Source organism: Paenibacillus sp. URB8-2 (assembly GCF_013393385.1).
Classification (GTDB): Bacteria; Bacillota; Bacilli; order Paenibacillales; family Paenibacillaceae; genus Paenibacillus_AQ.
The window spans coordinates 2,903,512-2,928,011 of the sequence record NZ_AP023239.1 but is presented as its reverse complement, the minus strand read 5'-3'; the positions used below and the strand labels follow the sequence as shown (position 1 = coordinate 2,928,011).

The following is a 24,500-nucleotide window of genomic DNA, read 5'->3' as shown; positions in this document are numbered from 1 at the left end:
GGTCTTCCCTCCAAACTAATCTTATTAGTTATAATATAAACTAATGATATTAGTTTTGCAATCCTTATTTTTAACCTTATTATTAAAATCCTTGTTGCATGCAAAAAACCGGAATCCCCTCTTCTAATCAAGAAGCGGTTTGATCCCGGTGGGTGACCTGAACATTCAGGAGAATGAATTTGCAACTTTGTAAACTCAGCCGAAACGGCCCATGATGTATTCTTGGGTCATCGAATTCTCCGGATTTGTAAATACCTTCTCTGTCAGCCCGTATTCAATCAGTTGGCCGAGATAAAAGTAAGCCGTATAATCGGAGATCCGCGCCGCCTGCTGCATATTGTGGGTAACGATAACGATGCGCAGCTCCTCTTTCAGTTCCTTGATGAGTTCTTCAATCTTGCCGGTGGAAACCGGGTCAAGCGCCGAAGCTGGTTCGTCTAACAGAAGGATCTGCGGATTGACCGACAGAGCCCGGGCGATACAGAGACGCTGCTGCTGGCCGCCGGAGAGCGCCAGGGCGGAATCCTTCAAACGGTCCTTAACCTCGTCCCACAAGGCGGCTCGGCGCAGACTGCTCTCGACAATCTCATCCAGCGCTTTCTTTCCCTTCACCCCGTGGTATCTCGGCCCGAAAGCGATATTGTCATAAATCGATTTATAAAAGGGATTGGGCTTCTGCCAGACCATGCCGATTTTCTGGCGCAGCTTGATAACATCCGTGCCCGAGGCGTTGATGTCCACACCGTCGATCCAAATGCTTCCTTTGGTCGTCGACCCGGATATTTCATCGTTCATACGGTTCAGTGACCGCAGAAAGGTCGACTTGCCGCAGCCGGAAGGCCCGATCAGCGCCGTAACCGACTTCTCGGGGAAAGGCAGGCTAATGCCTTTCACGGCTTCGTAAGTACCGTAAAAGATACTCAAACTTTCGGTACGGAAATTTTTCTCCACCTTTGATTCCTGTAAAACTTGCGGTGCCGTAAGTGTCGCTTCCATGTTCTATTCCTCCACTCTAATTCATTCTCCGCGAAGCGGTAAGCTTCCGGTAGATCAATCTGCCTACGTAGCGGGCGGCCAGATTAAAGATCAGAACCGTAATGACCAGGACAGCCGACGCTCCAGCGGCGATCTGTACCGCATCAGGGGCGAGTCCTTCGCTATTGATCTTCCAAATATGCACAGCCAGCGTCTCTGCCGGGCGGAACGGGTTCAGCGGCGAAGACGGACTAAGCGGATTCCAGTTGCTAAAGTTCAGCCGCGGGCTGCTCATCCCCGCCGTGAACATCAGGGCGGCGGCTTCGCCGAATACCCGGCCGGCAGACAGAATTGTTCCCGTAATGATCGCGGGCAGCGCCACCGGGAACAGAACGGTGGTGACGATTTTCCACTTAGAGAGCCCAAGCGCGAAACCGGCTTCCTTCTGCTGCGCGGGAACGCTGCGGAACGCCTGCTCGGTGATCCGCACCATCAGCGGAAGATTGAATACCGTCAGTGCCAGCGCTCCTGAAACCAGGGAGAATCCGAGGCCGAAAATGTTGACGATGAGCAGCAGGCCGAACAAGCCGACGACGATCGACGGGAAGGATGACAGGACCTCAACAATAAGACGGATAAAACCGGTGATTCTTCCCGGACGCGCATACTCCGCCATGTAGATGCCGGCTCCAAGCCCAAGCGGGACGGTAATCAGCAGCGTCAGGACAAGCAGGAACAACGAGTTGAACAGCTGCGGACCGACACCGCCGCCCGCACGAATTTTTTGTGGAGCAGAGGTCAGAAAATCCCAGCTGATGTGACTTAGGCCCCGGAATAAAATATATCCGAGCAGACCGGCCAGAACGGCAACGATGAGCAGAGCTAATGTTACAATGATCCCGGTGGCGATCTTGTCAACAGTTCTTGCTTTCATTAGATTGCCCTCCTTTTTTCCAGCAGGCGGACAATGAATACGAATAAGAAGGTCATCAGCATGAGAACAAGCGCCATACTCCAAAGCGAATTGTTTTGCGGCGATCCCATCGTTGTATTACCCATTCCGAGTGTGATGACGCTGGTGAGCGTCGATGCCGATTCAAATAGCGATGTCGGAATGAACGGCGCGTTCCCGATAACCATTTGGACCGCGAGCGCTTCGCCGAAAGCGCGGGCCATGCCCAATACGACACCGGTCAGAATGGCAGGCAGCGTAGTCGGAATAATAACCCGGGCGATGGTCTGCCAGCGGGTGGCGCCAAGAGCAAAGGAGGATTCCTTCAAATTCTGCGGAAGCGCGGACAGCGCATCGACAGTTACGCTGGTAATCGTCGGCAAAATCATAACCGACAGCACGAGCGAGCCGGCGGCAACGCCGATTCCTTGTCCGGGGAACACGTTCCGTAAGAACGGCACAATCACGCTGAGTCCGACAAAGCCGTAGACGACGGAAGGTATACCCGACAAAAGCTCGATGACGGGCTGAAGCAGCTTTTTCCCCCATCCCGGAACGATTTCGGTCATGAACAGCGCGGCGCAAATGCTTAACGGACTGGCAATCAGCGCGGCCAGCAGCGTCGTGACAAAGGAGCCAGCAATGAATGGCAGCGCTCCAAAAGAAGGTGGGCTTCCTTCCGGAGACCACTTCGTTCCGAAAAAGAAGTCCGAAACGCTTACCTTGTCGACGACAAACGTCGAAATGCCCTTAGACATCACAAAATACACCATCGAAATAATGGCGACAATAAGCAGAAGAACACAAAAGGACATATAAGAGCGTCCGATAAAGTCTTCGATATGATGTTTTTCAATACGCGACTTGTGATTCTGCGCGATTTTGTTGTTTTGCACTATCATGTAGGTCCCTTCTCTTTAAAGTGAAAAGAGAGGCAGAAGAACTCCGCCTCTGAAATCTATAAAGCTTTTACTTTTAGATACCGGTTTATTTGTTCGTTACAGTTCCGGCAACATCGCGGGAAACTTGCATCTTCGAGGCCGGAATGTACCCAAGCTCGGTTACATCGCCGTTTTGAACCTCGTCAGTCAGGAAGTAGTCCAGGAACGCTTTTACCGTTTCGTTCGGTTCGCCGTTCGTGTACATATGCTCATATGCCCAAACCGGATATTTACCGCTGATTACGTTGTCCACGGATGGGTCAACACTATCATATTTCAAAGTTTGAACCGATTCATCAAGGTAAGACAGAGCCAGGTATCCGATTGCTCCCGGAGTTTCGCCGATGATCTTCTTAACGGTACCCGAGGAATCTTCCTGAATGGAGCCTGGAAGATCTTCCGTCTTGGTTCCCAGCGCGAACTTTTCGAATGTTGCGCGTGTGCCGGAGCTTGCCGGACGGTTGATGATCTGGATCTTTTGATCCGCGCCGCCTACTTCTTTCCAGTTCGTGATTTTGCCGGTGAAAATATCAACCAGCTGCTGTTTCGTCAAAGAGTCAACGCCTACAGCCGGGTTGCTAACAGCCGTAATCGCGACTACTGCAACCTGATGATCGACGAGCGCCTTCGCTTTCTCGGCATCCGCGTCTTTCAGTTTCTCTTCTGCGAATACGTCGGAGTTACCGATATCCACTTGTTTTTCTGCAACCTGTGTGAGTCCAGTGCCGCTGCCGCCGCCTTGAACCTGAATATCCAAGCCTGCGTGCTGCTCCATAAATTTCTCGGCAACCTGTTCAACCAGGGGCTGAAGGGCCGTGGAGCCGGAAGCAAGAATCGAACCGCTGAGTTCTGCGCCGCTGTTTGTTTGTGTAGGCGCGTTGCTGGCCCCTGCGTTACCGCCGTTAGCCGTATTATTTCCCCCATTATTTCCGCATGCCGAAAGTGCCAATACACCTGTTAATGCAAGTGCCATAACCCAGGATTTTCTAGAGCGCATTGTTGTTTGTCTCCTCCTACATTTGGTGTCGTTAATTAGGCTCGTTTGCCCTGACATCATTAATTGTAAAATCCCTACGTTAGTTAAACCCCCGACTTGTGTAAAATGAAAGATAAAAAAAGAAATAGAATATGTATAACGATATAGAAATATTCTATAATATACGAAGAGAATATCTGTGAATCACAGTTTAAGCGGAGGAAATCCCATGAATATTTTAAAATTGCAAATCGTCGTTCTCATTGAAAAATATAAAAAAGTCACCGACGTAGCTTCCGAACTCGGCCTGAAGCAGCCGACCGTTTCGTTTCATATGAAATCACTGGAGAGTGAACTCGGCACCCCTTTGTTTCAGAACCGGAGCGGCCGCGTGCTGCTGACTGAAGCCGGTCTTGCGCTGCATCAATATGCTGTTCGTATTGTCGCGCTAGCGTCCGAAGCCGAAAGAAGCGTAAAGAAAACCATTTCCCGCTCCAAGGCCAAACTGGACATCGGTGCATCGGCGATCCCGGTGGCTTACCTGCTGCCAGCTGTTTTGGCCGGTATGGTACAACACTACCCGGAAATTGAAATCACCGTTTCGGAAGCTGATGAACACGGTTTGCGTGAACAGCTGCGAAGCCGCGAGATTGGACTTGCCGTTCTGCACGGCGGCGGGCAGGCGGACGAATCTTTACATTTGAAAAAGATAATCGACGATGAAGCTGTACTTATATTTCCTCCGGAGCACCCTTTTGTATACATGAATGAAATCGCGCCTGACCAAATAGCCCGGGAGCCGTGGATTCAGCATGCCCCAGGAAGCCGTCTGCGGGAATTCGCCGACAGCTGGGCTGAATTGAACAGCTTGCATTTATGGAATAAGGTGGAGCTGCATAGTGCCGAGGCGGTCAAGAGACTGGTCGTTCAAGGCAATGCGGTCGCCGTTTTTTCCAAAATCGGTATTGCGGCAGAGCTGGAATCGGGGAGCTTGGGATATCGCAATCTTCCAGGGATTATCCCGGAACGCGGGGGGTTCTATCTGGCCTGGCGTAAGGACCACGCTATGTCTGCGATTCAGAAGGCTTTCGCGGACAGCTTGGAGGCAGGATTTCATCATACTTTTTAGCATATGGGAGGTTAATTATGGAGCTTTATCAATTTAGTAAAGATAGCGGTAAAAAGATTACAGAATTCAATTCCGACTTTACGATGTCACGTATTCTTCAAACCAATAAATCGGCACATATCGGGTGTATGCACTTAGAGGAAAATGGTGTCGTCGGTTATCACCAAGCCGTTGTACCTCAGCTTCTTATCATTATAAATGGTGAAGGTTATGTGAGAGGTAAAGATGAAGAATATGTTAAGGTGCAAACTGGAGACGCCGTTTTTTGGGAGAAAGATGAATGGCATGAAACTAAGTCCACTTTAGGGTTAACCGCCATCCTCATTGAAAGCGAAGAATTGAAGCCGTCATTATTTATGAGTAAAAAGTAATATCAAGAGCGTAAATAAAAAGGTGCCGGGCCAAGTGCAGCCTGACACCTTATTTGCTTAGTAACCTTCTACATCGGGCTTCTCCGCGATCAGCACAAACGTCTTCGGGATGCCCTTGTCGAACACTTCCGAGGACAGATTCGGCTCTTCGATTAGCTTCCGTATATGCAATCCGCTGTCAGCAGCTGCGGTCACGATCTCGCCGAGGGTCCATTTGCGCCAGTAAACAACGCCCATATGGTCCCCGCTTCCGCCATCTTCCGGCGTATACTTGGCATAGGACACCTGCTTCTCCTCAAGTGAAGTATCGAAGTAATCTCCGCTTACCTTATGCTTGCGGATTTTGGCTGTGGAGCCTTTGGATGAGATCAGCTTGGTCGACACCGGATGAAAATCCCGCAAAATAAACTGTCCACCGGGAGTCAACAGCGAATATGCCATATCCATGAAAGGCTTCAGGTCGGTAAAATAATGAACGATCCCTTGCTCCGCAAAAACAATATCGTATGCTCCACGACGAATGTCCTGTGGCAGATTCAAGACGTCGGAGACGACATAATCCAGCCGGACTCCCGCCTCTTCCGCCAGTTCGCTCGCATAACGCGCATTGCCTTCCGAGAAGTCGGCGACCGACACCTCCGCGCCAAGCAGGGCAAGTGCTACGCCCTTTACCCCGTTCGATCCCATCAGGTTCATGATTTTCTTGCCGCTTACTTCTCCAAAATGGGCAAGAAGCGGCTGAAGCTTGACGGCGGGATTATTCCGCAGCTTGACCGCGGCTTCTTCGGGCGTTCCAAAACGGCTTATCCAAGCGCTGTACGTATCCTCATTCCACAGCTCTTCGCTGACGGAGGAGGTTACCGCCGAATCGGGTTTATTTTCATCCATAGGACTGTCGTGCATGATTTAAAGCTCCTTTGCATCGTTCGTTGTATGTTCAAATCGGATTGGACTTTCCCGGCTCAAGAAGCGCTTTCCGGCAGTGTCTGAGGTTCCTGCGGATGGCTGAACTTCCGCTCTTCTTCTCTCGCTGCGTTTCGGCTGCCCATGTACAAATAACAACCGAGACCGCCGAGCACCAGCAGACCGCCTCCCCATTGCAGTCCGGTCAGCTGCTCGCCAAGCAGCGCATAGGCAAGGATGCTCGCTCCGACCGGTTCTCCGAGAATATTCATGGAAACGGTAGTCGCAGACGTATATTGGAGAAGCCAATTAAACAGTATGTGCCCGAATACGGTCGGCACGATAGCCAGCAGTGCGAAGATGCCCCATTCTTTTGGCGGATAGTCAAAGAAAGCAATGCCCATACCGAAATTATACAATGCAAACACGACTCCGGCGATGATGAAGAGAACCAGGCTGTACAAGTAGGAAGGCATCCGGGCTACCAGCTTTTTGCCGATCATGAGGTGGACGGCTACCGCTGCGGTTCCGAAAATGGACAGCAGATCCCCCTTAAGATTGTCCGATGACAATCCGATATCTCCCCAACCGATGAAGACGACTCCCACAATCGCAACTCCAAGACCGGCTATCGCAGAAACTGTGCTGCGCTCCCTAAACAGAATAAAAGACCCAATCATAATAAAAACGGGTTCAAGCGCCATGATCATCGTAGAGCTGGCAACGGATGTGAATTCGAGCGAACCCATCCACAACAAAAAATGCAGCGCCAGCATGAATCCGGAGGCTGTCAGCAGCATCCAATCTTTTAGGCGCAGGGCCGACAGCGCTCCGCTGTATGGGCGAACGAAGGGCGCCATCAGAAGCGAGGTGAACAGCAGGCGGTACATGGCCTGGACGGAAGCCGGAGCCGAGGACCACTTAATAAAAATGGCGGAGAACGAGATGGCGATTATCCCGATAAGCATGAGCAATGCCACGGGAACCGGCGGTTTTTTGGTATTCATTTATTCGGTCTTCCTTTCCGTATGCGTCGATGTAAGAAAAAAGCTGCTTTTGTTAATGTAACGCAGACGGCGGAAAAAATCAGCCTTTTTATAAAAAATATGACCTATGAAAGCCTGATCTATCCAAAGGATGAAAAAAACTATAAGGAGTTCTCCTTTAACAAGGGGGCATACATCATCAATGCCATGTTATCGGTAATGGACTCGTCAAACGCGACACTGCCGTCCCGTGCTAACACCCTCCGCCGAATGCTATTGCGGCGAAGGTATCCGCCCCATGGCTCTAAAGAAATCGAATGATCACTTTCATATACCTCGTACGTATAGAGCGGCGATTCTGTGCTGCGCCATTCTCCGTGAAGATGCGTATCGGTAAGCCATAGCCTTAGCTGATAGTCCGCGTTGGTCTTATTTCTAAGTTGGAGATCCAAATAATTATAGGAACAGGTGGCCCCGCTGCCAAAGGGCTGGGTTCGCTGTTCATCCGGAAAAACATCGTAGCTGTGTCTATGCCGTTCCGTCACCGTAAGCGGCGAATGAAGCGACATCCAATAGATTAGGTTCGAGAGCTGACACAGCCCTCCGCCCACGCCGGACTTAAATCCCCCGTAGTAAAGCACCATTCCCTCCATGTACCCCTTTTGCCTGGTAGGCTTTCCGATTCTCCGCCAATAGGAGAACGTTTCACCCGGATGAATAATCAAACCGTCAAGCCTTTGGACAGCAAGTTTGAGATTTGTAATTTTATTGTATTGCAGCTGCATGTCCACCTTTCGCAGCTTCCGCAGCAAGGGAGTTGCGTGCTCGAACACCTTGCATGGCAAGGATTCCCGGCTGAAAGCAGTCGCCATTGACTCCTTGCCTGTCGCCCACTTCAAATATCTTTTCCATATAAAATAGTGTTTACCCGCAAATAGCCGCAGACGGGAACGTTTCTTGGGCTGCATAGCCCTGTATTTCCCGCCCATTTAGAAGATTATCTCGCTTGCCGGCTTCAGCGTGACGAACCGTCCACCAAGCACTCCGTTATGATGGCGAACAATTTCTTCGCCGGTAAGTCGTCCGTTGTCAAATGTGCTGTGGGCATCTTCGACCAGAACGGATGAGTAGCCGAGGCTGAACGCCCGGCGGCATGTCGAATCGACGCAGAACTCGCTTTGCATGCCTGCGAAGACTAGATTGGTGATTCCTGCGCGCTCCAACTCTTCTCTTAGTCCGGTAAGATGAAAGGCATCCCACGTCGGCTTCTCAATGATCTTTTCTCCGGGCAGCGGCGCGACTCGGGAGCTGATCTGCCATGTGGGCAATCCCTTGGTGTATTCTTCGTCCTCGGAATGCTGAATAAAAATTACCGGCGTATTGCTCTGGCGTGCCCTGCCAAGCAGCGATACGATTCGTTCCATCACGCCTTCTTCGTCATGCAGCTTCATCCCCGGATACGAAAACATCGCCTCCTGTACGTCAATCAGAATTAAAGCAGTATGCGGTTCAACCATCTCAAATTCCTCCCTCAGCGTGATCATAACCCAAAGTATACCAGAAATAGTGACAGCATATGTCTCCATTTGGCATCGGGCAGTCTTGGCATATGGATACGGATAAAGCTCAGTCGGAGGGATTCACATTTCTTTCACTTGCCGATTGGCTGCCGGAATTAATACTTGACCTCAACCGCTCATATACGAGTATCCATTAGCCGGTCCTGGAATCGTTCCATATGAAAAAGCCCGCGGCAATCGCTGCTTCCATTAGGAGCGCGACTGTTCGCGGGCCGGGGGTTCCGGTTGCCGAATATCCGGCTGTGTTACTGACTGGTTATGTTACCGCCAATCACTCTTTTTTCTTAGATGATGGCACATCAGTTGAAGGAGCTCCTTGATGTTCACAGGCTTTTTGATAAAATCCGTCGCACCAGCGGCAAGGCACTTCTCTCTGTCTTCCTTCATTGTCTTCGCGGATACGGCTATTATCGGAAGCTCGCTAAGCAGCAGCTCTTCACGAAGAATGGATAACGTGTCGTAGCCGTCCAAGACCGGCATCATAATATCGAGAAGAACAATTCCGATTTCGGGATGTTCTCTGACGATCTGGAGGCACTCAAATCCGTTCTGCGCCGTTAGCACCTTCATATCATACTTCTGCAGCGTTTGGGTCAGCGCGAAAATATTACGGGAGTCGTCATCGACGACAAGCACGGTTTTGCCGGTCAAACATCCATAATCCGCTGAATAAAAGCTATTGTCGGTGCGCATTTCCTCGACACTGCCTTTTGCAAAAGTCCCGCTTTCAACCGTCGCCGCCGCCTCGGACTCGAATATTTGGCCCTGCGGCTCCCATGGTTCATTCCTGCAAGGAAGATACAGCGTGAAGATGCTTCCCTCATTCGGCTTGCTCTTGAGCGTAAGATATCCTCCGAGGAGCTTCGCAAGCTGCTGCGAAATGGACAATCCGAGTCCCGTGCCGCCAAACTTGCGCGCCGTCGATCCATCCGCCTGTTGGAAAGCTTCGAATATAAGATTTCGTTTATCAGGAGAAATTCCGATGCCGCTGTCGATTACGGAGAAAGCCAGCATGGGTCCATCGGGATGGTATCCTGGAGCTGAGAAGGTGTCGAGCTTGGAGACTTCCAGCTTTACGCCGCCCTTTTCCGTAAATTTAAAGGCATTAGACAGCAAATTTCGCAGGATTTGATGCAGCCGAAGCTCATCCGTGTAGAAGATATCGGGCACTCTATCCTTCAGGACGACGCTGAACTCAAGTTTTTTGGATCCAGCCGTCATGCCGAAGTACCCGTCAAACAGGGAATGGAATTCCGTAAGATTGACCGCGCTCGTTTCGATTTGCATTTTACCTGCCTCGACCTTGGATAAGTCCAGAATATCGTTGATAATCGCCAGCAAATCGCTTCCCGAGGAATGAATGACCGATGCGTATGTTTGCTGCTCCTCCGTTAAATTGCCTCCTTGATTTTCGGACAAAATCTGAGACAGCAGCAGCATGCTGTTAAGCGGAGTCCGCAGCTCATGCGACATATTTGCCAGAAACTCGGATTTGTAGCGGGAACTTCTTTCAAGCTCCTCGTTCATTTTCTCCAGTTCCGATGCCGTATTCTCCGCAAACTCCTTTTGCGTTTCCAGCTTGCTGTTAACGTTAATCAGTTCGTGGGTCTGAACTTGGAGTTCTTCGGACTGAGTCTGCAGCTCCTCGTTCATGGTCTGGGATTCCGAATAGAGCTGTTCGATCTGCATGCGAGTCATGACTGAATTCACCGAGACGGCGAACAGATCGAGCATCTGCTTCAGCAGAGTGAAATGTTCCGGAGTCCATCTCATGAGCGAAGCAACCTCCACCACCGCAACCGTTCTATTCTCAAATATAGCCGGCGCGATCACCGCCTGCCTCGGCGGGGTTCTTCCAAGACCCGAGCTGATGTTAATATAGTCGACGGGAAGTTCTTCAAGCTTCAAGAGATTCTGATCCAGTGCGCATTGACCGACCAGGCCTTCTCCCAGCATGACTTTTTCTCTACCGAGGTGCGTATCCTCTTCCCCGCCCGCGTAGGAGCTAACACGCACCAGAGAGTCGCCATAATTGCCTTGAGCAATATACACCGCACCATATTGTATTTCCAGCATTGTGGACAGCTTGCTCAGGAAAGTATCGCTTAAATCGGCAGGAGCCGTTTTTTCCTGAAGTTTGAGAGACATACGGGTTACCTGATCGCTGATCCGCTGCTCTCTTTCCACATTCTCCAGAAGACGGTTTGTCGCAATGGCGAGATCGTAGATCTCGTCTTTGGTGTTCACTTCGATTCGTCTTGCCTTGCTATCTCCATCGGCGATATGGTTGATCGCGTCAATCACGTTCTTCAGCGTCTTGACGATCCCTCCAGAAATCAGAATGGAAGCGGCAATGGCGACCAGCGCAACCATACTCCACAAAACGTACATCGTTACAATCAGCTGGCGATTGCGATCTTTAAGATCGGTCACCCGCTTTGCAGTAGTCCCTTTTTCAATCTCGCGGAAATACTGCGACTGTTTACGGATTTGCTCGACAATCGATTTACCGGTGTCCGCATGGAAATAGGCGTTAACCTCGGCATCGCGTCCTGCCTGTTTGAGGTCAACGACATATTGTCCCGATTTGACGATCCACGTTTCGATATTGACTCTGATATTTTTCAAATTGTCAAGCTGGCTTGGATTACCCGAGATCATTTCGTTCAGTTTGGTATAGTGGATTCTCCATTTCTCCAGCCCGTCGTAGTAAGGGGCAAGATACGATTCGTCGCCGGTGATCGCATAGCCGCGTTGACCGGTCTCCATATCCAGTACATTCTTCTCAATTTGAAAAGTAAGCTCGTTCACCTGCATATCATGTCCGCTCAGCATAATCGTTTCCTGTTCAAGCTCGGATATCCGGCCCTGAACGATGATCAGAAAGAGGCCGAGCACCAATAGGATCATACTGTAGCCCAGTGCAATTTTTCCACGGACTTTCAAATTCCATACATTTTTATCCACAAAAAATACAACCTCCGTCCCGGCATCCGGCGGATTCGCCGTTTATTTTTGCATACCCATTTCCCGGAGGCTAAATAATCTCAGTTCGCTGAACTCGTTCCTTGAGCTGACGGACGCCTGACTCAAGCCTCAATATCGTCTCCTCGATCTCTTTCGGATCGATTCCGCGGATAACGGGGGGCGGCGCCTGCTTGCTTTCCGCTTTCAATTCACGCAGGGCAATCTGCTGCTCCTGCCATTTGTCCATCAAGTCGGCGATGGTTGCATAGAACCGCTCGTAATCCTTGATGACGCTATCCAAAAAAGTATCTACTTCCTCCGGATCGTATCCGCGTAATTTCATGCCGAATTCTTTCTCATGAATGGTAAGCGCGTCCAGCGTGATCCCAAGCTGACTGAACAATTTTCTCTGTTTGTCCAGTCTCCGCTTCATATGTTCATCCATCTTCCATACCTCCAAATGTGGACTGCTCTCTTCCGGCTTTCCCATTATATCAGGGTGAAGAGAAGCTGAAAATACCAACGCCCCGGGGGGAAGGGTGATTGCATCCTCGCTTATTAGGGTAAGGAAGAATTACACCCAGGGTTTTATTACGTTCAGAAAGGGAGTTTCTATATGAGTCATTTATCGGATACCCAGCTTGCCCATCTGAAAAAGCTTCTGCTGGATCGCAGACGGGAGCTGCAAGAGCATTTCGCTCAAAATAACGAAGAAAACAGCCTGCTCGGCGATTCGCTGCGTATATCAACCGGCGAACTGTCGTCAGTGGACAATCATCCTGCCGACGTGGGAACCGAAACCTTCGAACGGAGCCGCGACCTGGCGATTAACGATTCTCTGGAAGACGAATTAGAGGAAATCGATCAGGCCCTTCAGCGGATGGAGGACGGCACCTACGGCCTATGCGTCGTCAGCGGCGAAGAAATTCCTTACGAACGGCTGGAGGCGATTCCCTTCACCGCGTACAGCGTGGAACATACTCCGCGAAAAGAGATTTCCGGCGACCGTCCGGTCGAGGAGCAGGCCATGACCCGGCCGCCTTCCGGAGCGGGAGAAGGAAGGCAAAAGCACACCGGCCGGTTCGACGATGCGCAGGCCTGGGATAGCGTAGAGGATTATGGAACCTCCAATACCCCGGCGATGGCAGCCAAACGCAATGTTTCGGATTATGACGATATGTAGGATGCCTTACCTCTCCCCCGGCTGCGGACACATGATATCCGCAGCCGGGGGTTTTTGGCGTCCATTCTTGGCCGTCTCGCATTCGGGTGCAGAACATCCCGGTTCTTCTAATAGTTGTCGGCCACCGCTTTGTTTAATATTCCCAAACAACGGTCAAGATCCGTCTTCACCTGCTTCTTGTAGAGCTTTGCCTTCTCGGCTCCGTCCGACGTGAAATGGTAAAGAACGATTTCCTGAAAATCCACCCTGGGATCATTCCCCTTTAATTGCTTCGTGCGGTATAGAATCCCTTGCTGAACCAATTCGTGGAGAGCGCGGTAAATTTCGCTCTGCGGAGGGTTGTATCCGTGACTTTTAAAATCCCTGCGCAAATCTTCAAGCATTTGATAGCCATAGCCGTGATGTTGCTCCACCATGGTAATGAGATACAGCTTAATAAACGCCCGTTGAGCAATCATAAAAGCCATGAAAGACCTCCCTTATCAAAATGCGGGATACGTTACCTCTATATAATCACTGTTTCTCAAATTTCACAATATGATTTTGCGGATTCGCCTCTCCTTTTTCTGGAGTTATTGATGCGGGAGAGATTTAGATTGAGTTTATGGATATGGTGTGAGGGGGGAGAGGGTTTTTGAGTTTACTATTATGAATTTTTCATATGTTGTAATATTGTCTATAGTGGGAATGGTATTAATAGGTTTGTTGCCGAACTGCGAAATGTTAATATATACCATTCAATTCGGAACGATTGGTTTGTTGGACTGCTGCCGTAAGGTGTACAGACGCAAAAAACCGCATTCCCCATATTTGTTGAAGGGAAATGCGGTTTGTTTTTTAATGATGTTTATAATGTGTTTATGTTAGAACTTGTTCCGGTTATAGAGATCCGGGTCGGTATCGGTGTTCATCGACCCTCTGTTGCCCATCGTGTTGCCTACTCTTGAGTCGTCCGGAATAATGTCCGGATTGGTTGGACCTACCGACGATTCATAGCGCGAGGCGTTCAGCGAGCGATTGCCGCGGAAGATATCATGAATTTCGGTATCCCGTCCATTGTCATCCACCAGAACCAGGATTTTGCCTTGGTCGACGTATCCTTCATACTCTTTCGCTTCGTCTTCGGGGATGCCCAATCCGACCAGTCCGCCGACCAAGCCGCCTGCGCCAGCTCCCACCGCGGCGCCGGTTAACGCCGCCGCAATCGGGCCTGCCGCAATAATCGGGCCGATACCCGGAATGGCCAACGCGCCGATTCCTGCCAGCAGGCCGGCTATCCCTCCGACTACTCCGCCGGTTGCGGCTCCTGTAGCGATTCCCTCCGGAGCCATTGTATCCGTTTCATCGGTAATCGTGTTCAGATCGTCGCGATCCCTCGTGACCACCGAAATATCTTCATTGCGGAAGCCTCTGCCCTGCAATTCCTGAATCGCTCTGGTTGCCTCTCGTTCCGTATCGAAAATGCCAACTATTTTCTTTGTCACTTGAAGCCCTCCTTCGTCATGTTGCTGCGCCTTTGTCATGTTGCTACGTTAGTTATTACCCTTCATGTGATTTTCCAAACGCAGCGCACGAAGTAGAGGAGCCTGAATGAAGTGCCAAAATCGCAGATTTCCCGAAATATGGAATGCTCTCTTGCAGCTATTTTACCGGCCGCGTGCGGCTTGTCGGGATGGCCTGATGCGGATCTTCCGGCCAATAATGTTTGGGATACCGGCCCTTCAAGTCTTTCTTCACATCAAAATATCCGCTCTTCCAAAAGCTGGCGAGATCGGCAGTCACCTGAACCGGGCGACGCGCAGGCGACAGCAGGTGAAGCAGAACGGGCACCCTGCCATTTCCAATTAGTGGAGTCTCCTTCAGTCCGAACATTTCCTGAAGCTTTACCGCCAGCACCGGAGCCGCCGGGTCGCTATAATCCACCGCGATCCGGGAGCCGCTGGGCACCGCAATATGCGTGGGAGCCTCCCGGTCCAGCTCACGTTTCCGCTCCCAGTCCAGCAGACCCTCCAGCGCATCGCGCAGCGAAAGACGCTGTAAATCGCGCAGACTGCGGCAGCCAACCAGATAAGGCAGCAGCCATTCTTCCAAGCTGTCTGTGAGTCCCGCATCGGACACATCCGGCCAACTCCGATCAAGCCGGTGCATGAACGCCATCCGTTCCCTAAACTGAATTGTACCCTTGTCCCATGGAAGCGGTCCTAGAGCTTCTCCGGCAATCACCTGCATCAGAACCCTTGCGGCTTCCTCCGGCGAAGGCCGTTCATGCCCGGTCTCCTTAAGCGAAAGCTCGCCGAGCATCACGCGGCGGCGGGATTTCACGCTCTTGCTGTCCTCATCCCAGTATACTTGGGAAAGCTCGGATATTTTATCCTCGTGGTTCGCCAGCAAATCCCTCTCTTCCACCGGAGCCGCAAGCATAATCCGGCTCTGCGTCCCCTTGTCGTCAACGGAAACGGCAACGATATAAGGCTCACGCGCCAGATGCTGGCTCTCACCCATTGCCGCACCCCGTCCGCCGGAGAGCACAAAAGCTCCTCCTCCCCGGCGCTGTCCGATCCGGTCGGGATAGGCGAAGGACAGCAGCAGACCGCACAGGAAAGGGTCCGCCGCCACAGCATCGGCCGAGTCGTTATCGGCCGAAAGCGCGGCTTCGGGCGCAGCCGCCCGCAGCTGCGCCAGCAGTCCGCGGCTCGCGCGCGCAGCGGCGCGAAGAGCCGCGGGATCACCTCCGCCCGCTTCGCGCCCGGCGGAGGCCTCGTACCGCAGCAGCGCCTCTACGCGAAGCGTGAGGTCGCAACTGCCCGTGGCGGGACCGCGCATCGGGTCCCGCTCCTGCAGCAGCGCCGCCAGCCGGCAGGCGAGCGGCGCCGCGCCAAGCCCGGCCGCGCGCAGCAGCATGTGCGCGGCGCGGGGGTGTGTGCCGAGCGCGGCCAGGCGCCGGCCGTGCGGGTTATGGCGCCGGCGGCGTCCAGCGCGCCGAGCTGGCGCAGCAGCGCCGTCGCCTGCGCGTACGGCGCGGGCGGCGGGGCGTCCAGCCAGGCAAGCTGCGCGGGGTCGCGTACGCCCCACAGCGCCAGCTCCAGCGCGAGACCGGAGAGATCGGCCTCCAGAATCTCCGGCGCGTCCGATTCGGGCAGGCGGTCGTGCTCTTCCGGGCTCCAGAGCCGGTAGCAGACGCCCGGAGCGGTCCGTCCCGCCCGGCCGCGCCGCTGATCCGCAGACGCCTTGGAGATCAGCAGCGTCTCCAGACGGGGCATGCCGGTTCTCGGCGAGAACCGCTGCGTACGGCGCAGACCGGAATCGATCACGGTCCGCACCCCTTCGATCGTCAAGCTTGTCTCGGCAATCGACGTCGCCAGCACCACTTTCCGCCAGCCCTCAACAGCCGGCGCAACGGCGCTGTCCTGCTCGGCCTGCGGCAGTTGGCCGTAGAGCGGGCGAACTTCCACGTTCCCGGGGAGCGCGCCGGACAGCAGCTCGGATTCGACCCTGCGGATTTCCCTTTCGCCAGGAAGAAACAGCAGGATATCGCCGGACTGTTCAGCCAGAGCGCGGCGGACCGCGTTCACCGCAGCCTTTTCAAGCGGGATTGACTTTGCAGGCGGCGCATAAATCGTGTCTACGGGATAGACTCTGCCCCGACACCGGACGACCGGAGCTGCGCCAAGCAGTTCGGATACCTTCTCTCCGTCCAGCGTTGCCGACATAATGAGCAGCTTCAAATCCTCGCGCAGAACGGCCTGCGTCTCCAGCGAGAGCGCAAGGCCCAGATCCGCATTCAGGCTTCGTTCGTGGAACTCGTCGAATATCACTAACCCGGTGTCGCCAAGTGACGGGTCGTCCTGAAGCATCCGGGTCAGCACGCCTTCGGTAACGACGATGATGCGCGTGTTTGGCCCCGTTTTGCTGTCCATGCGCATTCGGTAGCCCACAGTCTGGCCTGCCTTTTCTCCTAGACGGGACGCCATATAGACAGCCGCCGCCCTGGCGGCAAGCCGTCTGGGTTCCAGCATAAGCATGGTTTTGCCTTTCATCCACGGCTCTTCCAGCAGCGCAAGCGGCACCGCCGTCGTCTTTCCCGCTCCCGGTTCAGCAATAAGGACGGCGGAGGGAGATGCGTCAAGTATATTTTTAAGTTCAGGTATGACCTGAATAATCGGCAGTGTGCTCATGTAATCTCTCCGTCATCAGTAAATATAGTTAATATTCATTTCAATGCATCATTCGACTAATCATAGTAAACAAACAGTGGGACTGGCAATTGCCTGATTCGTGAATTACAATAAAATATTGAATAGAAAAGTGATCCTCCCATTATTGTGATCATTTTCGTTATTGTAATCATGGGCGAAACCTCTGAAAAATTCAAGACGGTAGACGGGCCTCGGATTCCAGGTCGCCCTTTGATGCAGCGTCCGCTTCGCAAGTCATACATTATTTGTCTCGTTAGGAGGGTTCTCCTTTGCTTCCGCTCTCAAATATTGAACTGGCCGGCAGCGCCATTCGCGGCCGATACGCACCGTCGCCATCCGGCTTCATCCATATTGGCAATGCCCTGGCCGCACTGATGGCCTGGCTGCAAGTCCGCAACAGGAACGGAATCTTCGTGCTCCGTATGGAGGACATTGACACGGCTCGCTGCCGGCCCGAATTTGCCCGGCAAATCACCTACGATCTACGCTGGCTCGGTCTCGACTGGGACGAAGGGCCCGACGTGGGTGGACCCTTCGGACCTTATGTCCAAAGCGAGCGGCTGAAGCTGTATGAAACGGCACTTAACCGGCTGAAGGCCGAAGGAAGGCTGTACCCCTGCTACTGCAGCCGCCATGATATTCTGGCGGCCGCTGCCGCTCCCCACGGTCTGGCCTCGGAAGGCCCGGTTTACCCCGGAACATGCCGAAGCTTGTCTCCTGAAGAGGCGCAGTGGCGATCCTTGAACAAGTCGCCTTCCCTCCGCTTCGCCGTTCCGTCCGGAGAAATCTTCTTCACCGACGGCGTCGCTGGCCCCCGCCGGACCGATGCAGCCGCTGGAGGCGACTTCATCGTGCGCCGAGCCGACGGCATCTTCTCGTACCAGCTTGCCGTCGTCGTGGACGACGCCCTCATGGGCATTACGGATGTGCTTCGCGGAGCCGATCTCCTTGATTCCACGCCCCGTCAGCTGATGCTCTACGAAGCGCTGGGCTGGAAGCTGCCGCGCTTTGCCCATGTCCCGCTCCTGTTGGACCGGGACGGACGACGTCTGGCCAAGCGTCACGGCGGGATTACGCTCGCCGAGCTGCGGGATGCGGGTGTGACGCCACAGACGGTTAACGGCTGGCTGGCTTGGGTGGCCGGACTGCTGCCTGAACCGACCCAGGTCTCGCCGCTTGATTTGCTGACTTCTTTCAAGCTGGACCGGATCTCCCGCAAAGACATCGTAGTCACTCCCGAAATGCTGGTCAGACTCCACCCTTCCTTCCAGCAATAAACTGTTTCCGTTTCTCTCTTTGAAATGATGGAGACATCAAAAGAATGCCCGGCCGCTCTATCAACAAGTGGCCGGGCATTCTTAATCTTCTGCGTGGCATGGCGCTTCTTCCATTCATCCCGCCGGCAGTTCTATTATAAATTCGCCATTTCCTACTCTTTATCCAGTCTCATCCGGATTTGTTCCCCGTACTGCGCAAATGCGGCGCTTCCATCGAGTCCCCGCTGCCGGAGAATCTCTTCCAGCCTCAGCTTTTTCTCGGTCAGTCTGCGTCCGAGCTCGCGTTTCTCTCCCCCGCCGCTGTGGCAGGCGGCAAGCAGATTTTCCAGGGTCGCGCATTCCGCCCGCAGTTGCAGCTCCTCCGGAAGAAGCCCGGCGTTCTTCATGATCTTGAACGACATTCGGAGTTCGTCGGGCACCCCCGACATATCCTCCAGTTCCAGCGGCTTGCCATGGCCCGGCAAATTCCGGAATTCGCCTTTGCGCATCGCCTCTTCAATCCGCTGCTCGGCCAGCCAAGACATAATGGCCATTTCCACCGCCTCCTTGATCAATATGGGACGCTCTGAGCGCCTGGGCTTTATTTTATCACAGTTATCCGCAGCTGATCAGCCTATTATAAAATCAATGAGGGCATGGCACAGCGCCGCCCCGGCAATATTATTCGTTCTCGTATAAATGTATGTAAAATATAGATGCATGCACAAGATAATGATCAAATGCAAATACATCTGAGCAACATACCCGGCATAATTCAGATTCAGGACCGCCATTTGAAACGGAACATGAATAAAGGCAAAGAGCATGCCCGTCGTCAGGATTGCCGCGGACTTACTCGGGATGAGCCCCATAATCCTCGTCTGGATGTAGCCCCGGAAGATCAGTTCCTCCGGCAGCGCGATCAGCGCCAAATAATAGAAGAACCCCAGCACCGCCCCTCCGTCCAGCGGGAGAGATTTGCCGTGAAACATCCAGTTCGCAATGGGTATCCAGCGGAAAGGAAGGACTGCGATGAGACCGATGATGATGGACATTACGATTTTGGAACGCTTTATCCCTATGGATCCCCAGGTTTCCCCCCGCAGCTTCAAGATAATGAATAGAGGAACAAGCTGTAGAACCACAGCCGGCACAGTAAACGCCAATCTCATCCAATCCTTATCGGGAAAGGCGGTTGTTAATTGATCCATCCACTGGGATTTATAGAACAGACCGAGCAGATAATAAATCACATTCACATACACAAAATACAGCAGGGCGGTGATCCCTTCTCTGACAGCCGGCCTTGTATTCGTGCTGCAGGTTAAATGGAAAGAAGTCATAAAATTTAAAACCCTCAACCTTGTCACCTCTCAGGTAAAAAATAACATACTTACAACAGTTTATCATTTATTTCCATTACCCGCCGCAAAAAAATCCGCATCCTCCGGAACGGGTCCGAAGAACACGGATCAAACTAGCTGGATGTTGCTATTTGCTTTCCTTTAAGTCAGCAGCGATTCGGCGCCGTCGATTACAATATGCGCTCCGGTAATATGGGACGATTCATCCGATGCGAGAAAGCATACGAGGTTAGCCACATCCTCCGGCTTGCCCGGCCCGTCGGCCAGCGGCTGCTGTCCTTCCGGGAATTCGATCGGAATGACAATCGATTCCAGCTCTTCATTCGGTTCAGTGCTTTCGTCGATGTTCGTGGAAATGGCCCCGGGAGAAACGACGTTCACCCGGATTTTGAATTTGGCCAGCTCCAGAGCGGCCATTTTGGCAAAGGCTACCTGCCCCGCCTTAGTCGTGCTGTACGGCGAGAAGCCGAAGCTCGCAAACCGCCGGTTGCCGTTGATGGAACTGGTAATAATAATGCTTCCTTTTCCTTTGCTCTTCATATGGGGGATAGTGTATTTCAAAGAGAGAAACGTCCCGGTAAGGTTGACCGACAGCGTGCGCTGCCAGTCTTCGATGCTCAGCTCTTCGATCGGACCAATGGAACCGTTGATTCCCGCATTGGCAAATACGATATCCAGCCCGCCGAAATGCTCCACCGTTTTCCGAACCGCCGCTTCCATCCGCTCGGGGCTTGAGGTATCCACATCGACGGCGAGCGCACAGCCTTCACGTATCCGGTTCAGCTTCCGCTCCACAACGGAGGTACGGTCGTTCACCAGATCAAACAGGGCGATATTGGCGCCTTCACGGGCCATCTGAATGGCAGTTGCTCTGCCGATGCCCGAGCCCGCTCCGGTAATAATGGCTGTTTTTCCTGCAAATCGCTGCTTGGGTTCAGTATTAGGGCTCATATGTAGGCTCTCCTTCCGTTTTCACGTAAATAGTGACTCTGTCTCAAGATTACCCAAAGGAGCCTCCCTTTTAATCATTTCAGGTAAAAAAGGTTCCTTCCAAACCCAAGGTTCAGAGAAGGTTGTCCTACTATTTTCTCCGAAAAAGACAAATCAAAACAGCCGCCTCCGGTTATTAACCGAAAGCGGCCGTGACAGCTGAAACGCCGTAGCTTATTGACGTTTTAACCCCTATTATTTGTCCAGTAACCGCACATCCACCGTGACTTCCAGATTGCCTGCGGCTCCACGATACACGCCTTTGACCGGCACAATATCTTTGTAATCGCGTCCATGTCCCAGCTTTACATAACGCCAGTTCACTTCCACGTTGTTGGTCGGATCGAAGCCGAGCCAGCCGCTCCCCGGGATATGCGTCTCGACCCATGCATGGGAAGCCTGTTCAAAATCGGCATTGCCGCCCTGAAGATCGCCCACAAAGTGATATCCGCTCACATATCTCGACGGAAGTCCGACACTTCGGCAGACCGCAATCATAAGATGGGCATAGTCCTGGCAGACGCCGCGCTTGAGCTTTAGCGCTTTTTTGACTGTCGTGTTGACGCTCGTCGCTTCGGGATCGTAAGTGAACTGCTCATAGATGGTGGAGGACAGCCTCTTGGTCCATTCGTATAAATCCTCCGCTTCGTCAAAAGGGTGCTGGGAAGCAAATTCCATCAGCTCCGGAGTAACCTCCGTGTAGCGGGTCGGCAGAATAAACTCGATATAACGGTTATGAAATTCCTCTTCCTTCATCCGTGTGATTTGCTCTTCCAGATCCAGCTTCGGCAGATCGCGTCGTTGGGCCCGGTCTTCCGTTACGACTGTTGCTCGGGTATGAATGACCATCTCGGTATGAGGTTTGTTCACCGAATAAGCGTGGACCCGGTTTCCGAAGAAATCTTCATAAGTAAGTAAATTCGCTGGCGGAAAAATTTCCACCTCATGATGATAACAGGATTGCCTGTAATTCGTTCGCGGAGTGAGCCGGATCTCATTGACACTGTCCGTCACGGGCTCCGGATAAGTATACCGGGTCGTATGATTGATTTGAATTTTCATATTTTAATCCCTTCTTGCCGAAAAAAAGCAACCTCCATCGTTCTCCCCAGCTTCTGGCAGGATGACTTCAGCGACTCCAGCACCTGATCCACCAGCTGCCCGGCGATATCTTCCTTTTCCATATAATCAAGCTCCGCCCTGATCTTGCCCGCCTGTCGGATTACCCGTTCATAACCTTCGCCCCGGTCGGTAAAATCAATTTCGATATTCGCCAGATGCTCTTCCAAATGATTAGCGGAAAAGCGTACGGAGCGCGGAAAAGCGTTGTTGGTAATCAAAAATTCCAATATGCATTCAGGAGACACCGCATCCGCGAAAAATTTGCGGAACGCCTGGTACCCGCTGACCGATCTCAAAACAGCCTGAAGCTGGGTATAAACCGCGGACTGTTCCTTGTCCTGGCAGGAAGAGGTTACAGATTGAAGAATGCGCACGGTATTCTCCGCCCGTTCCAGAAAGCGTCCGCTTTCGATAAACCGCCACTCATTGCCCCGCAGCATAACCGACTGCTCGGCTCCGAGGAACATGGCCGCCCGTTCTTTAATCTGCTGGTAGAACTGATGAGGGCTCTTCATAATGTCGGCAACCGACCGGTCACCGAGCCAGAGGTTAAAGCTGTTGGCGATATCCCACAGCTCGCTCGGAAGCTGCTGGCGCAGGGTGCGGAGATTGTTGCGCGCTTGATGTACGCATGAGTACAGAGAATTCGCATTGCCGAGATCCAGCGTGATAAAGGACAGGACATCCTGCTCCGAAAAGCTTTCAAACTGCTGCAAATATTCATCTCTGGCGCCGATCGCATCAATCAATCTGGACCATTTATGCCCTTCCTCCAGAAAATCCTCTTCCTGCTGAATATGATAATGAACATCGATCAGTCTTGCATGATTCTCCGCTCTTTCCATATAACGGCCAATCCAAAATAAAGCTTCTGCGTTGCGGTTCAACATCTACCGTCACTCCCTCGTCCTTTTATTGATGCGTTCTTTTTGTTAGGACATGACCCAGGTATCCTTGACTCCGCCTCCTTGAGAGGAATTCACCACGAGCGACCCTTCCTTCATCGCCACGCGCGTCAGACCTCCCGGAATGACATGAGGCTTGCGGTCCGCGCCCATCAGTACGAAAGCTCTCAAATCGATATGCCGGGGGCTCATCGTGCCTTCAGACAAAATCGGCGCTCTCGAAAGTGACATGATCGGCTGGGCGATATAGCGGTCCGGTTCAGCAAGAATTTTAAGTCGGAATTCCTCCCGCTCACTCCTGCTTGCCTCGCTTCCGATCAGCATTCCATATCCACCGGAAAGTGAGGTTTCCTTGACAACCATTTCTTCCAGATTATCAAGCACATGCTGCCGTTCATTCGGTTTGGAAAGGAGATAAGTGGGAACATTATTGAGGATCGGTTCCTCTTTCAGATAATAACGGATCATCTCCGGCACATATACGTACATGGCCTTATCGTCAGCGACTCCGGTTCCCGGAGCGTTAGCAATGGCCACATTGCCGGCGCGGTATGCATTCATGAGGCCCGCGACACCAAGCAGGGAGTTGGGATCGAAGGCAAGCGGATCGATATAGTCGTCGTCGAGACGGCGGTACAGCACGTCCACGCGCTTAAGACCGTTCATTTCTCTCAAATACAGTTTGTGATCCTGAATGACCAAATCTCGTCCTTCCACAAGATGTATGCCCATTTGCTGGGCCAGGAAGGCATGCTCATAGTAAGCGGAATTATATACGCCTGGGGTCAATAGAGCAATAACAGGATCAGACGTGCGCGAAGGCGAAAGGCTGCGAAGTACAGACAAGAAGCGGTTGATGCTGTGTTCCACATCTCGGATGGAGCTTGAGAAAGACAACTCGGGGAACAGCTGGTTCATCAGAGATCTTCCTTTAAATAGGTAGGAAAAACCGGAAGGCGTGCGAAGGTTGTCCTCCAGCACATAATAATTTCCGTCGTTGTGCCTGATCAAGTCAATTCCCGATGTGGTTATATAAGCTCCGCCAGGAACCCGTAGTCCTGCCATTTCCGGGCGAAAATAACAGTTGGATATGACCATTTTGCGGGGCACGATGCCATCTTTGACAATATATTGTTCGTGGTAGATATCATGAATGAACAGGTTCAGTGCCGTCACGCGCTGGATGATCCCTGCCTCAAGCTTCTCCCACTCATCCTTCGAGATAATCCTTGGAATCATATCAAAGGGGATGGTCCGTTCCATGGGATGGTCCTGAGCCGGGTTATACAGAGTAAAGGTAATGCCCTCCTCCATCATTCGCCGCTGCATTAAATGTTGCTTGGCCTGCAGCTCTTCGGGGCTCATTCCGGCAAACATGCGGTTTACATGCTTATAATGAGGGCGGACGCTGCGCTCACCATCGAACATTTCATCGTAAAAATGATGCAGCGGATACGGAGACAGACCGGGCAGTGGATCAAGTTTAGACATGAGCCCGACTCCTTTCGAGAAAATGTAATGTTTTTTGACAAACTGTGCTTATAATTCATCCGATTTCTATAAAATAATTCAATCACATTTTCATAATACGTAAATCTGCTTGATCATGTCAATATATATAACAACGGTTTTGATAGACTGTCATTTTATCATGGTCTGTATGCGTTTCCTTTATCTGGGACGGAGCGCGTTTGATAGTATTAC

Annotated in this window: 22 protein-coding genes and 1 pseudogene; 4 read left to right on the top strand and 19 right to left on the bottom strand. The window is 52.2% G+C overall.

Features of this window, described 5'->3' with window-relative positions; all coding sequences use genetic code 11:
• Nucleotides 1–195 precede the first annotated feature (195 nt).
• From pstB to PUR_RS13410, 4 genes are all read right to left on the bottom strand, one after another.
• Entirely contained in the window at nt 196–996 is an 801-nt protein-coding gene (gene pstB, locus PUR_RS13425; RefSeq protein WP_179035678.1) for a phosphate ABC transporter ATP-binding protein PstB, read from the bottom strand.
• Nucleotides 997–1,012: 16 nt separating this feature from the next.
• Complete coding sequence (pstA, locus tag PUR_RS13420) at nt 1,013–1,909, bottom strand: phosphate ABC transporter permease PstA (protein ID WP_179035677.1); 897 nt, start codon at nt 1,907–1,909, stop codon at nt 1,013–1,015.
• Nucleotides 1,909–2,829, bottom strand: coding sequence for a phosphate ABC transporter permease subunit PstC (gene pstC / locus PUR_RS13415; protein WP_179035676.1), 921 nt, complete (start codon nt 2,827–2,829; stop codon nt 1,909–1,911). Before pstC ends, pstA begins: the two co-directional genes overlap by 1 nt.
• Nucleotides 2,830–2,914: 85 nt before the next feature.
• Nucleotides 2,915–3,865: a phosphate ABC transporter substrate-binding protein PstS family protein gene (locus PUR_RS13410; protein WP_179035675.1), complete on the bottom strand. Its 951-nt coding sequence runs from the start codon at nt 3,863–3,865 to the stop codon at nt 2,915–2,917.
• A 208-nt stretch (nt 3,866–4,073) separates the two neighbouring features.
• Between PUR_RS13410 and PUR_RS13405 the strand changes: the two genes are divergently transcribed.
• A complete protein-coding gene (locus tag PUR_RS13405) occupies nt 4,074–4,973 on the top strand; it encodes a LysR family transcriptional regulator (RefSeq protein ID WP_179035674.1) in 900 nt (299 codons plus the stop codon).
• A gap of 17 nt (nt 4,974–4,990) precedes the next feature.
• On the top strand, nt 4,991–5,344 hold the full coding sequence (locus tag PUR_RS13400; protein ID WP_179035673.1) for a cupin domain-containing protein: 354 nt from the start codon (nt 4,991–4,993) through the stop codon (nt 5,342–5,344).
• A gap of 57 nt (nt 5,345–5,401) precedes the next feature.
• Here PUR_RS13400 and PUR_RS13395 read toward each other — a convergent pair whose 3' ends face one another.
• The 6 genes from PUR_RS13395 to PUR_RS13370 all read right to left on the bottom strand — a co-directional run bounded on the left by PUR_RS13395 (nt 5,402) and on the right by PUR_RS13370 (nt 12,225).
• Nucleotides 5,402–6,247, bottom strand: coding sequence for a class I SAM-dependent methyltransferase (locus PUR_RS13395; RefSeq protein ID WP_232101493.1), 846 nt, complete (start codon nt 6,245–6,247; stop codon nt 5,402–5,404).
• Between the two features lie 59 nt (nt 6,248–6,306).
• On the bottom strand, nt 6,307–7,254 hold the full coding sequence (locus tag PUR_RS13390) for a DMT family transporter (protein ID WP_179035672.1): 948 nt from the start codon (nt 7,252–7,254) through the stop codon (nt 6,307–6,309).
• Nucleotides 7,255–7,394: 140 nt separating this feature from the next.
• Nucleotides 7,395–8,201: a VanW family protein gene (locus PUR_RS13385; RefSeq protein ID WP_179035671.1), complete on the bottom strand. Its 807-nt coding sequence runs from the start codon at nt 8,199–8,201 to the stop codon at nt 7,395–7,397.
• A 21-nt stretch (nt 8,202–8,222) separates the two neighbouring features.
• The gene (locus PUR_RS13380; RefSeq protein ID WP_179035670.1) at nt 8,223–8,750 is read right to left on the bottom strand and encodes a cysteine hydrolase family protein; all 528 of its coding nucleotides are present in this window, start codon (nt 8,748–8,750) and stop codon (nt 8,223–8,225) included.
• Between the two features lie 324 nt (nt 8,751–9,074).
• The gene (locus PUR_RS13375) at nt 9,075–11,780 is read right to left on the bottom strand and encodes a CHASE3 domain-containing protein (protein WP_179035669.1); all 2,706 of its coding nucleotides are present in this window, start codon (nt 11,778–11,780) and stop codon (nt 9,075–9,077) included.
• Between the two features lie 70 nt (nt 11,781–11,850).
• Nucleotides 11,851–12,225, bottom strand: a complete 375-nt coding sequence (locus PUR_RS13370) for a DivIVA domain-containing protein (protein WP_179035668.1) — start codon at nt 12,223–12,225, stop codon at nt 11,851–11,853.
• 171 nt (nt 12,226–12,396) lie between these two features.
• Here PUR_RS13370 and PUR_RS13365 point away from each other — a divergent pair, with 171 nt between their 5' ends.
• Entirely contained in the window at nt 12,397–12,963 is a 567-nt protein-coding gene (locus PUR_RS13365) for a TraR/DksA C4-type zinc finger protein (protein WP_179035667.1), read from the top strand.
• A gap of 107 nt (nt 12,964–13,070) precedes the next feature.
• On the opposite strand, the gene PUR_RS13360 is transcribed toward PUR_RS13365, so the two are convergent.
• The 3 genes and pseudogenes from PUR_RS13360 to hrpB all read right to left on the bottom strand — a co-directional run bounded on the left by PUR_RS13360 (nt 13,071) and on the right by hrpB (nt 17,138).
• Nucleotides 13,071–13,430 carry a replication termination protein gene (locus tag PUR_RS13360; protein ID WP_124694274.1) on the bottom strand — a complete coding sequence of 120 codons (360 nt, stop codon included), beginning with the start codon at nt 13,428–13,430 and terminating at the stop codon, nt 13,071–13,073.
• Between the two features lie 396 nt (nt 13,431–13,826).
• Entirely contained in the window at nt 13,827–14,447 is a 621-nt protein-coding gene (locus PUR_RS13355) for a general stress protein (protein WP_232101492.1), read from the bottom strand.
• Nucleotides 14,448–14,604: 157 nt separating this feature from the next.
• Nucleotides 14,605–17,138: pseudogene (gene hrpB / locus PUR_RS13350) on the bottom strand (ATP-dependent helicase HrpB).
• Between the two features lie 290 nt (nt 17,139–17,428).
• On the opposite strand from hrpB, the gene gluQRS reads away from it, so the two are divergent.
• Nucleotides 17,429–18,436, top strand: a complete 1,008-nt coding sequence (gluQRS, locus tag PUR_RS13345) for a tRNA glutamyl-Q(34) synthetase GluQRS (protein ID WP_232101491.1) — start codon at nt 17,429–17,431, stop codon at nt 18,434–18,436.
• 152 nt (nt 18,437–18,588) lie between these two features.
• Here gluQRS and PUR_RS13340 read toward each other — a convergent pair whose 3' ends face one another.
• The 6 genes from PUR_RS13340 to PUR_RS13315 form a co-directional block, all read right to left on the bottom strand.
• Entirely contained in the window at nt 18,589–18,969 is a 381-nt protein-coding gene (locus PUR_RS13340; protein WP_179035665.1) for a DnaJ family domain-containing protein, read from the bottom strand.
• Nucleotides 18,970–19,044: 75 nt separating this feature from the next.
• Entirely contained in the window at nt 19,045–19,776 is a 732-nt protein-coding gene (locus PUR_RS13335) for a CPBP family intramembrane glutamic endopeptidase (protein ID WP_232101490.1), read from the bottom strand.
• Between the two features lie 144 nt (nt 19,777–19,920).
• Nucleotides 19,921–20,730 carry an SDR family oxidoreductase gene (locus tag PUR_RS13330; RefSeq protein WP_124694279.1) on the bottom strand — a complete coding sequence of 270 codons (810 nt, stop codon included), beginning with the start codon at nt 20,728–20,730 and terminating at the stop codon, nt 19,921–19,923.
• Between the two features lie 234 nt (nt 20,731–20,964).
• Complete coding sequence (locus PUR_RS13325) at nt 20,965–21,831, bottom strand: transglutaminase family protein (protein ID WP_179035663.1); 867 nt, start codon at nt 21,829–21,831, stop codon at nt 20,965–20,967.
• Nucleotides 21,828–22,781 carry an alpha-E domain-containing protein gene (locus PUR_RS13320; protein ID WP_179035662.1) on the bottom strand — a complete coding sequence of 318 codons (954 nt, stop codon included), beginning with the start codon at nt 22,779–22,781 and terminating at the stop codon, nt 21,828–21,830. The genes PUR_RS13325 and PUR_RS13320 overlap by 4 nt, the downstream gene beginning before the upstream one ends.
• Nucleotides 22,782–22,823: 42 nt before the next feature.
• Nucleotides 22,824–24,287 (bottom strand): circularly permuted type 2 ATP-grasp protein, encoded by a 1,464-nt coding sequence (locus tag PUR_RS13315; protein ID WP_179035661.1) that lies wholly within the window; start codon nt 24,285–24,287, stop codon nt 22,824–22,826.
• Nucleotides 24,288–24,500 lie beyond the last annotated feature (213 nt).

Bases quoted from the DNA above. Each gene is read 5' to 3' on its own strand.
- pstB (WP_179035678.1), bottom strand. From the start codon at position 996: ATGGAAGCGACACTTACGGCACCGCAAGTTTTACAGGAATCAAAGGTG.
- pstA (WP_179035677.1), bottom strand. From the start codon at position 1,909: ATGAAAGCAAGAACTGTTGACAAGATCGCCACCGGGATCATTGTAACA.
- pstC (WP_179035676.1), bottom strand. From the start codon at position 2,829: ATGATAGTGCAAAACAACAAAATCGCGCAGAATCACAAGTCGCGTATT.
- PUR_RS13410 (WP_179035675.1), bottom strand. From the start codon at position 3,865: ATGCGCTCTAGAAAATCCTGGGTTATGGCACTTGCATTAACAGGTGTA.
- PUR_RS13405 (WP_179035674.1), top strand. From the start codon at position 4,074: ATGAATATTTTAAAATTGCAAATCGTCGTTCTCATTGAAAAATATAAA.
- PUR_RS13400 (WP_179035673.1), top strand. From the start codon at position 4,991: ATGGAGCTTTATCAATTTAGTAAAGATAGCGGTAAAAAGATTACAGAA.
- PUR_RS13395 (WP_232101493.1), bottom strand. From the start codon at position 6,247: ATGCACGACAGTCCTATGGATGAAAATAAACCCGATTCGGCGGTAACC.
- PUR_RS13390 (WP_179035672.1), bottom strand. From the start codon at position 7,254: ATGAATACCAAAAAACCGCCGGTTCCCGTGGCATTGCTCATGCTTATC.
- PUR_RS13385 (WP_179035671.1), bottom strand. From the start codon at position 8,201: ATGCAGCCCAAGAAACGTTCCCGTCTGCGGCTATTTGCGGGTAAACAC.
- PUR_RS13380 (WP_179035670.1), bottom strand. From the start codon at position 8,750: ATGGTTGAACCGCATACTGCTTTAATTCTGATTGACGTACAGGAGGCG.
- PUR_RS13370 (WP_179035668.1), bottom strand. From the start codon at position 12,225: ATGGATGAACATATGAAGCGGAGACTGGACAAACAGAGAAAATTGTTC.
- PUR_RS13365 (WP_179035667.1), top strand. From the start codon at position 12,397: ATGAGTCATTTATCGGATACCCAGCTTGCCCATCTGAAAAAGCTTCTG.
- PUR_RS13360 (WP_124694274.1), bottom strand. From the start codon at position 13,430: ATGGCTTTTATGATTGCTCAACGGGCGTTTATTAAGCTGTATCTCATT.
- PUR_RS13340 (WP_179035665.1), bottom strand. From the start codon at position 18,969: ATGGCCATTATGTCTTGGCTGGCCGAGCAGCGGATTGAAGAGGCGATG.
- PUR_RS13330 (WP_124694279.1), bottom strand. From the start codon at position 20,730: ATGAGCCCTAATACTGAACCCAAGCAGCGATTTGCAGGAAAAACAGCC.
- PUR_RS13325 (WP_179035663.1), bottom strand. From the start codon at position 21,831: ATGAAAATTCAAATCAATCATACGACCCGGTATACTTATCCGGAGCCC.
- PUR_RS13320 (WP_179035662.1), bottom strand. From the start codon at position 22,781: ATGTTGAACCGCAACGCAGAAGCTTTATTTTGGATTGGCCGTTATATG.
- PUR_RS13315 (WP_179035661.1), bottom strand. From the start codon at position 24,287: ATGTCTAAACTTGATCCACTGCCCGGTCTGTCTCCGTATCCGCTGCAT.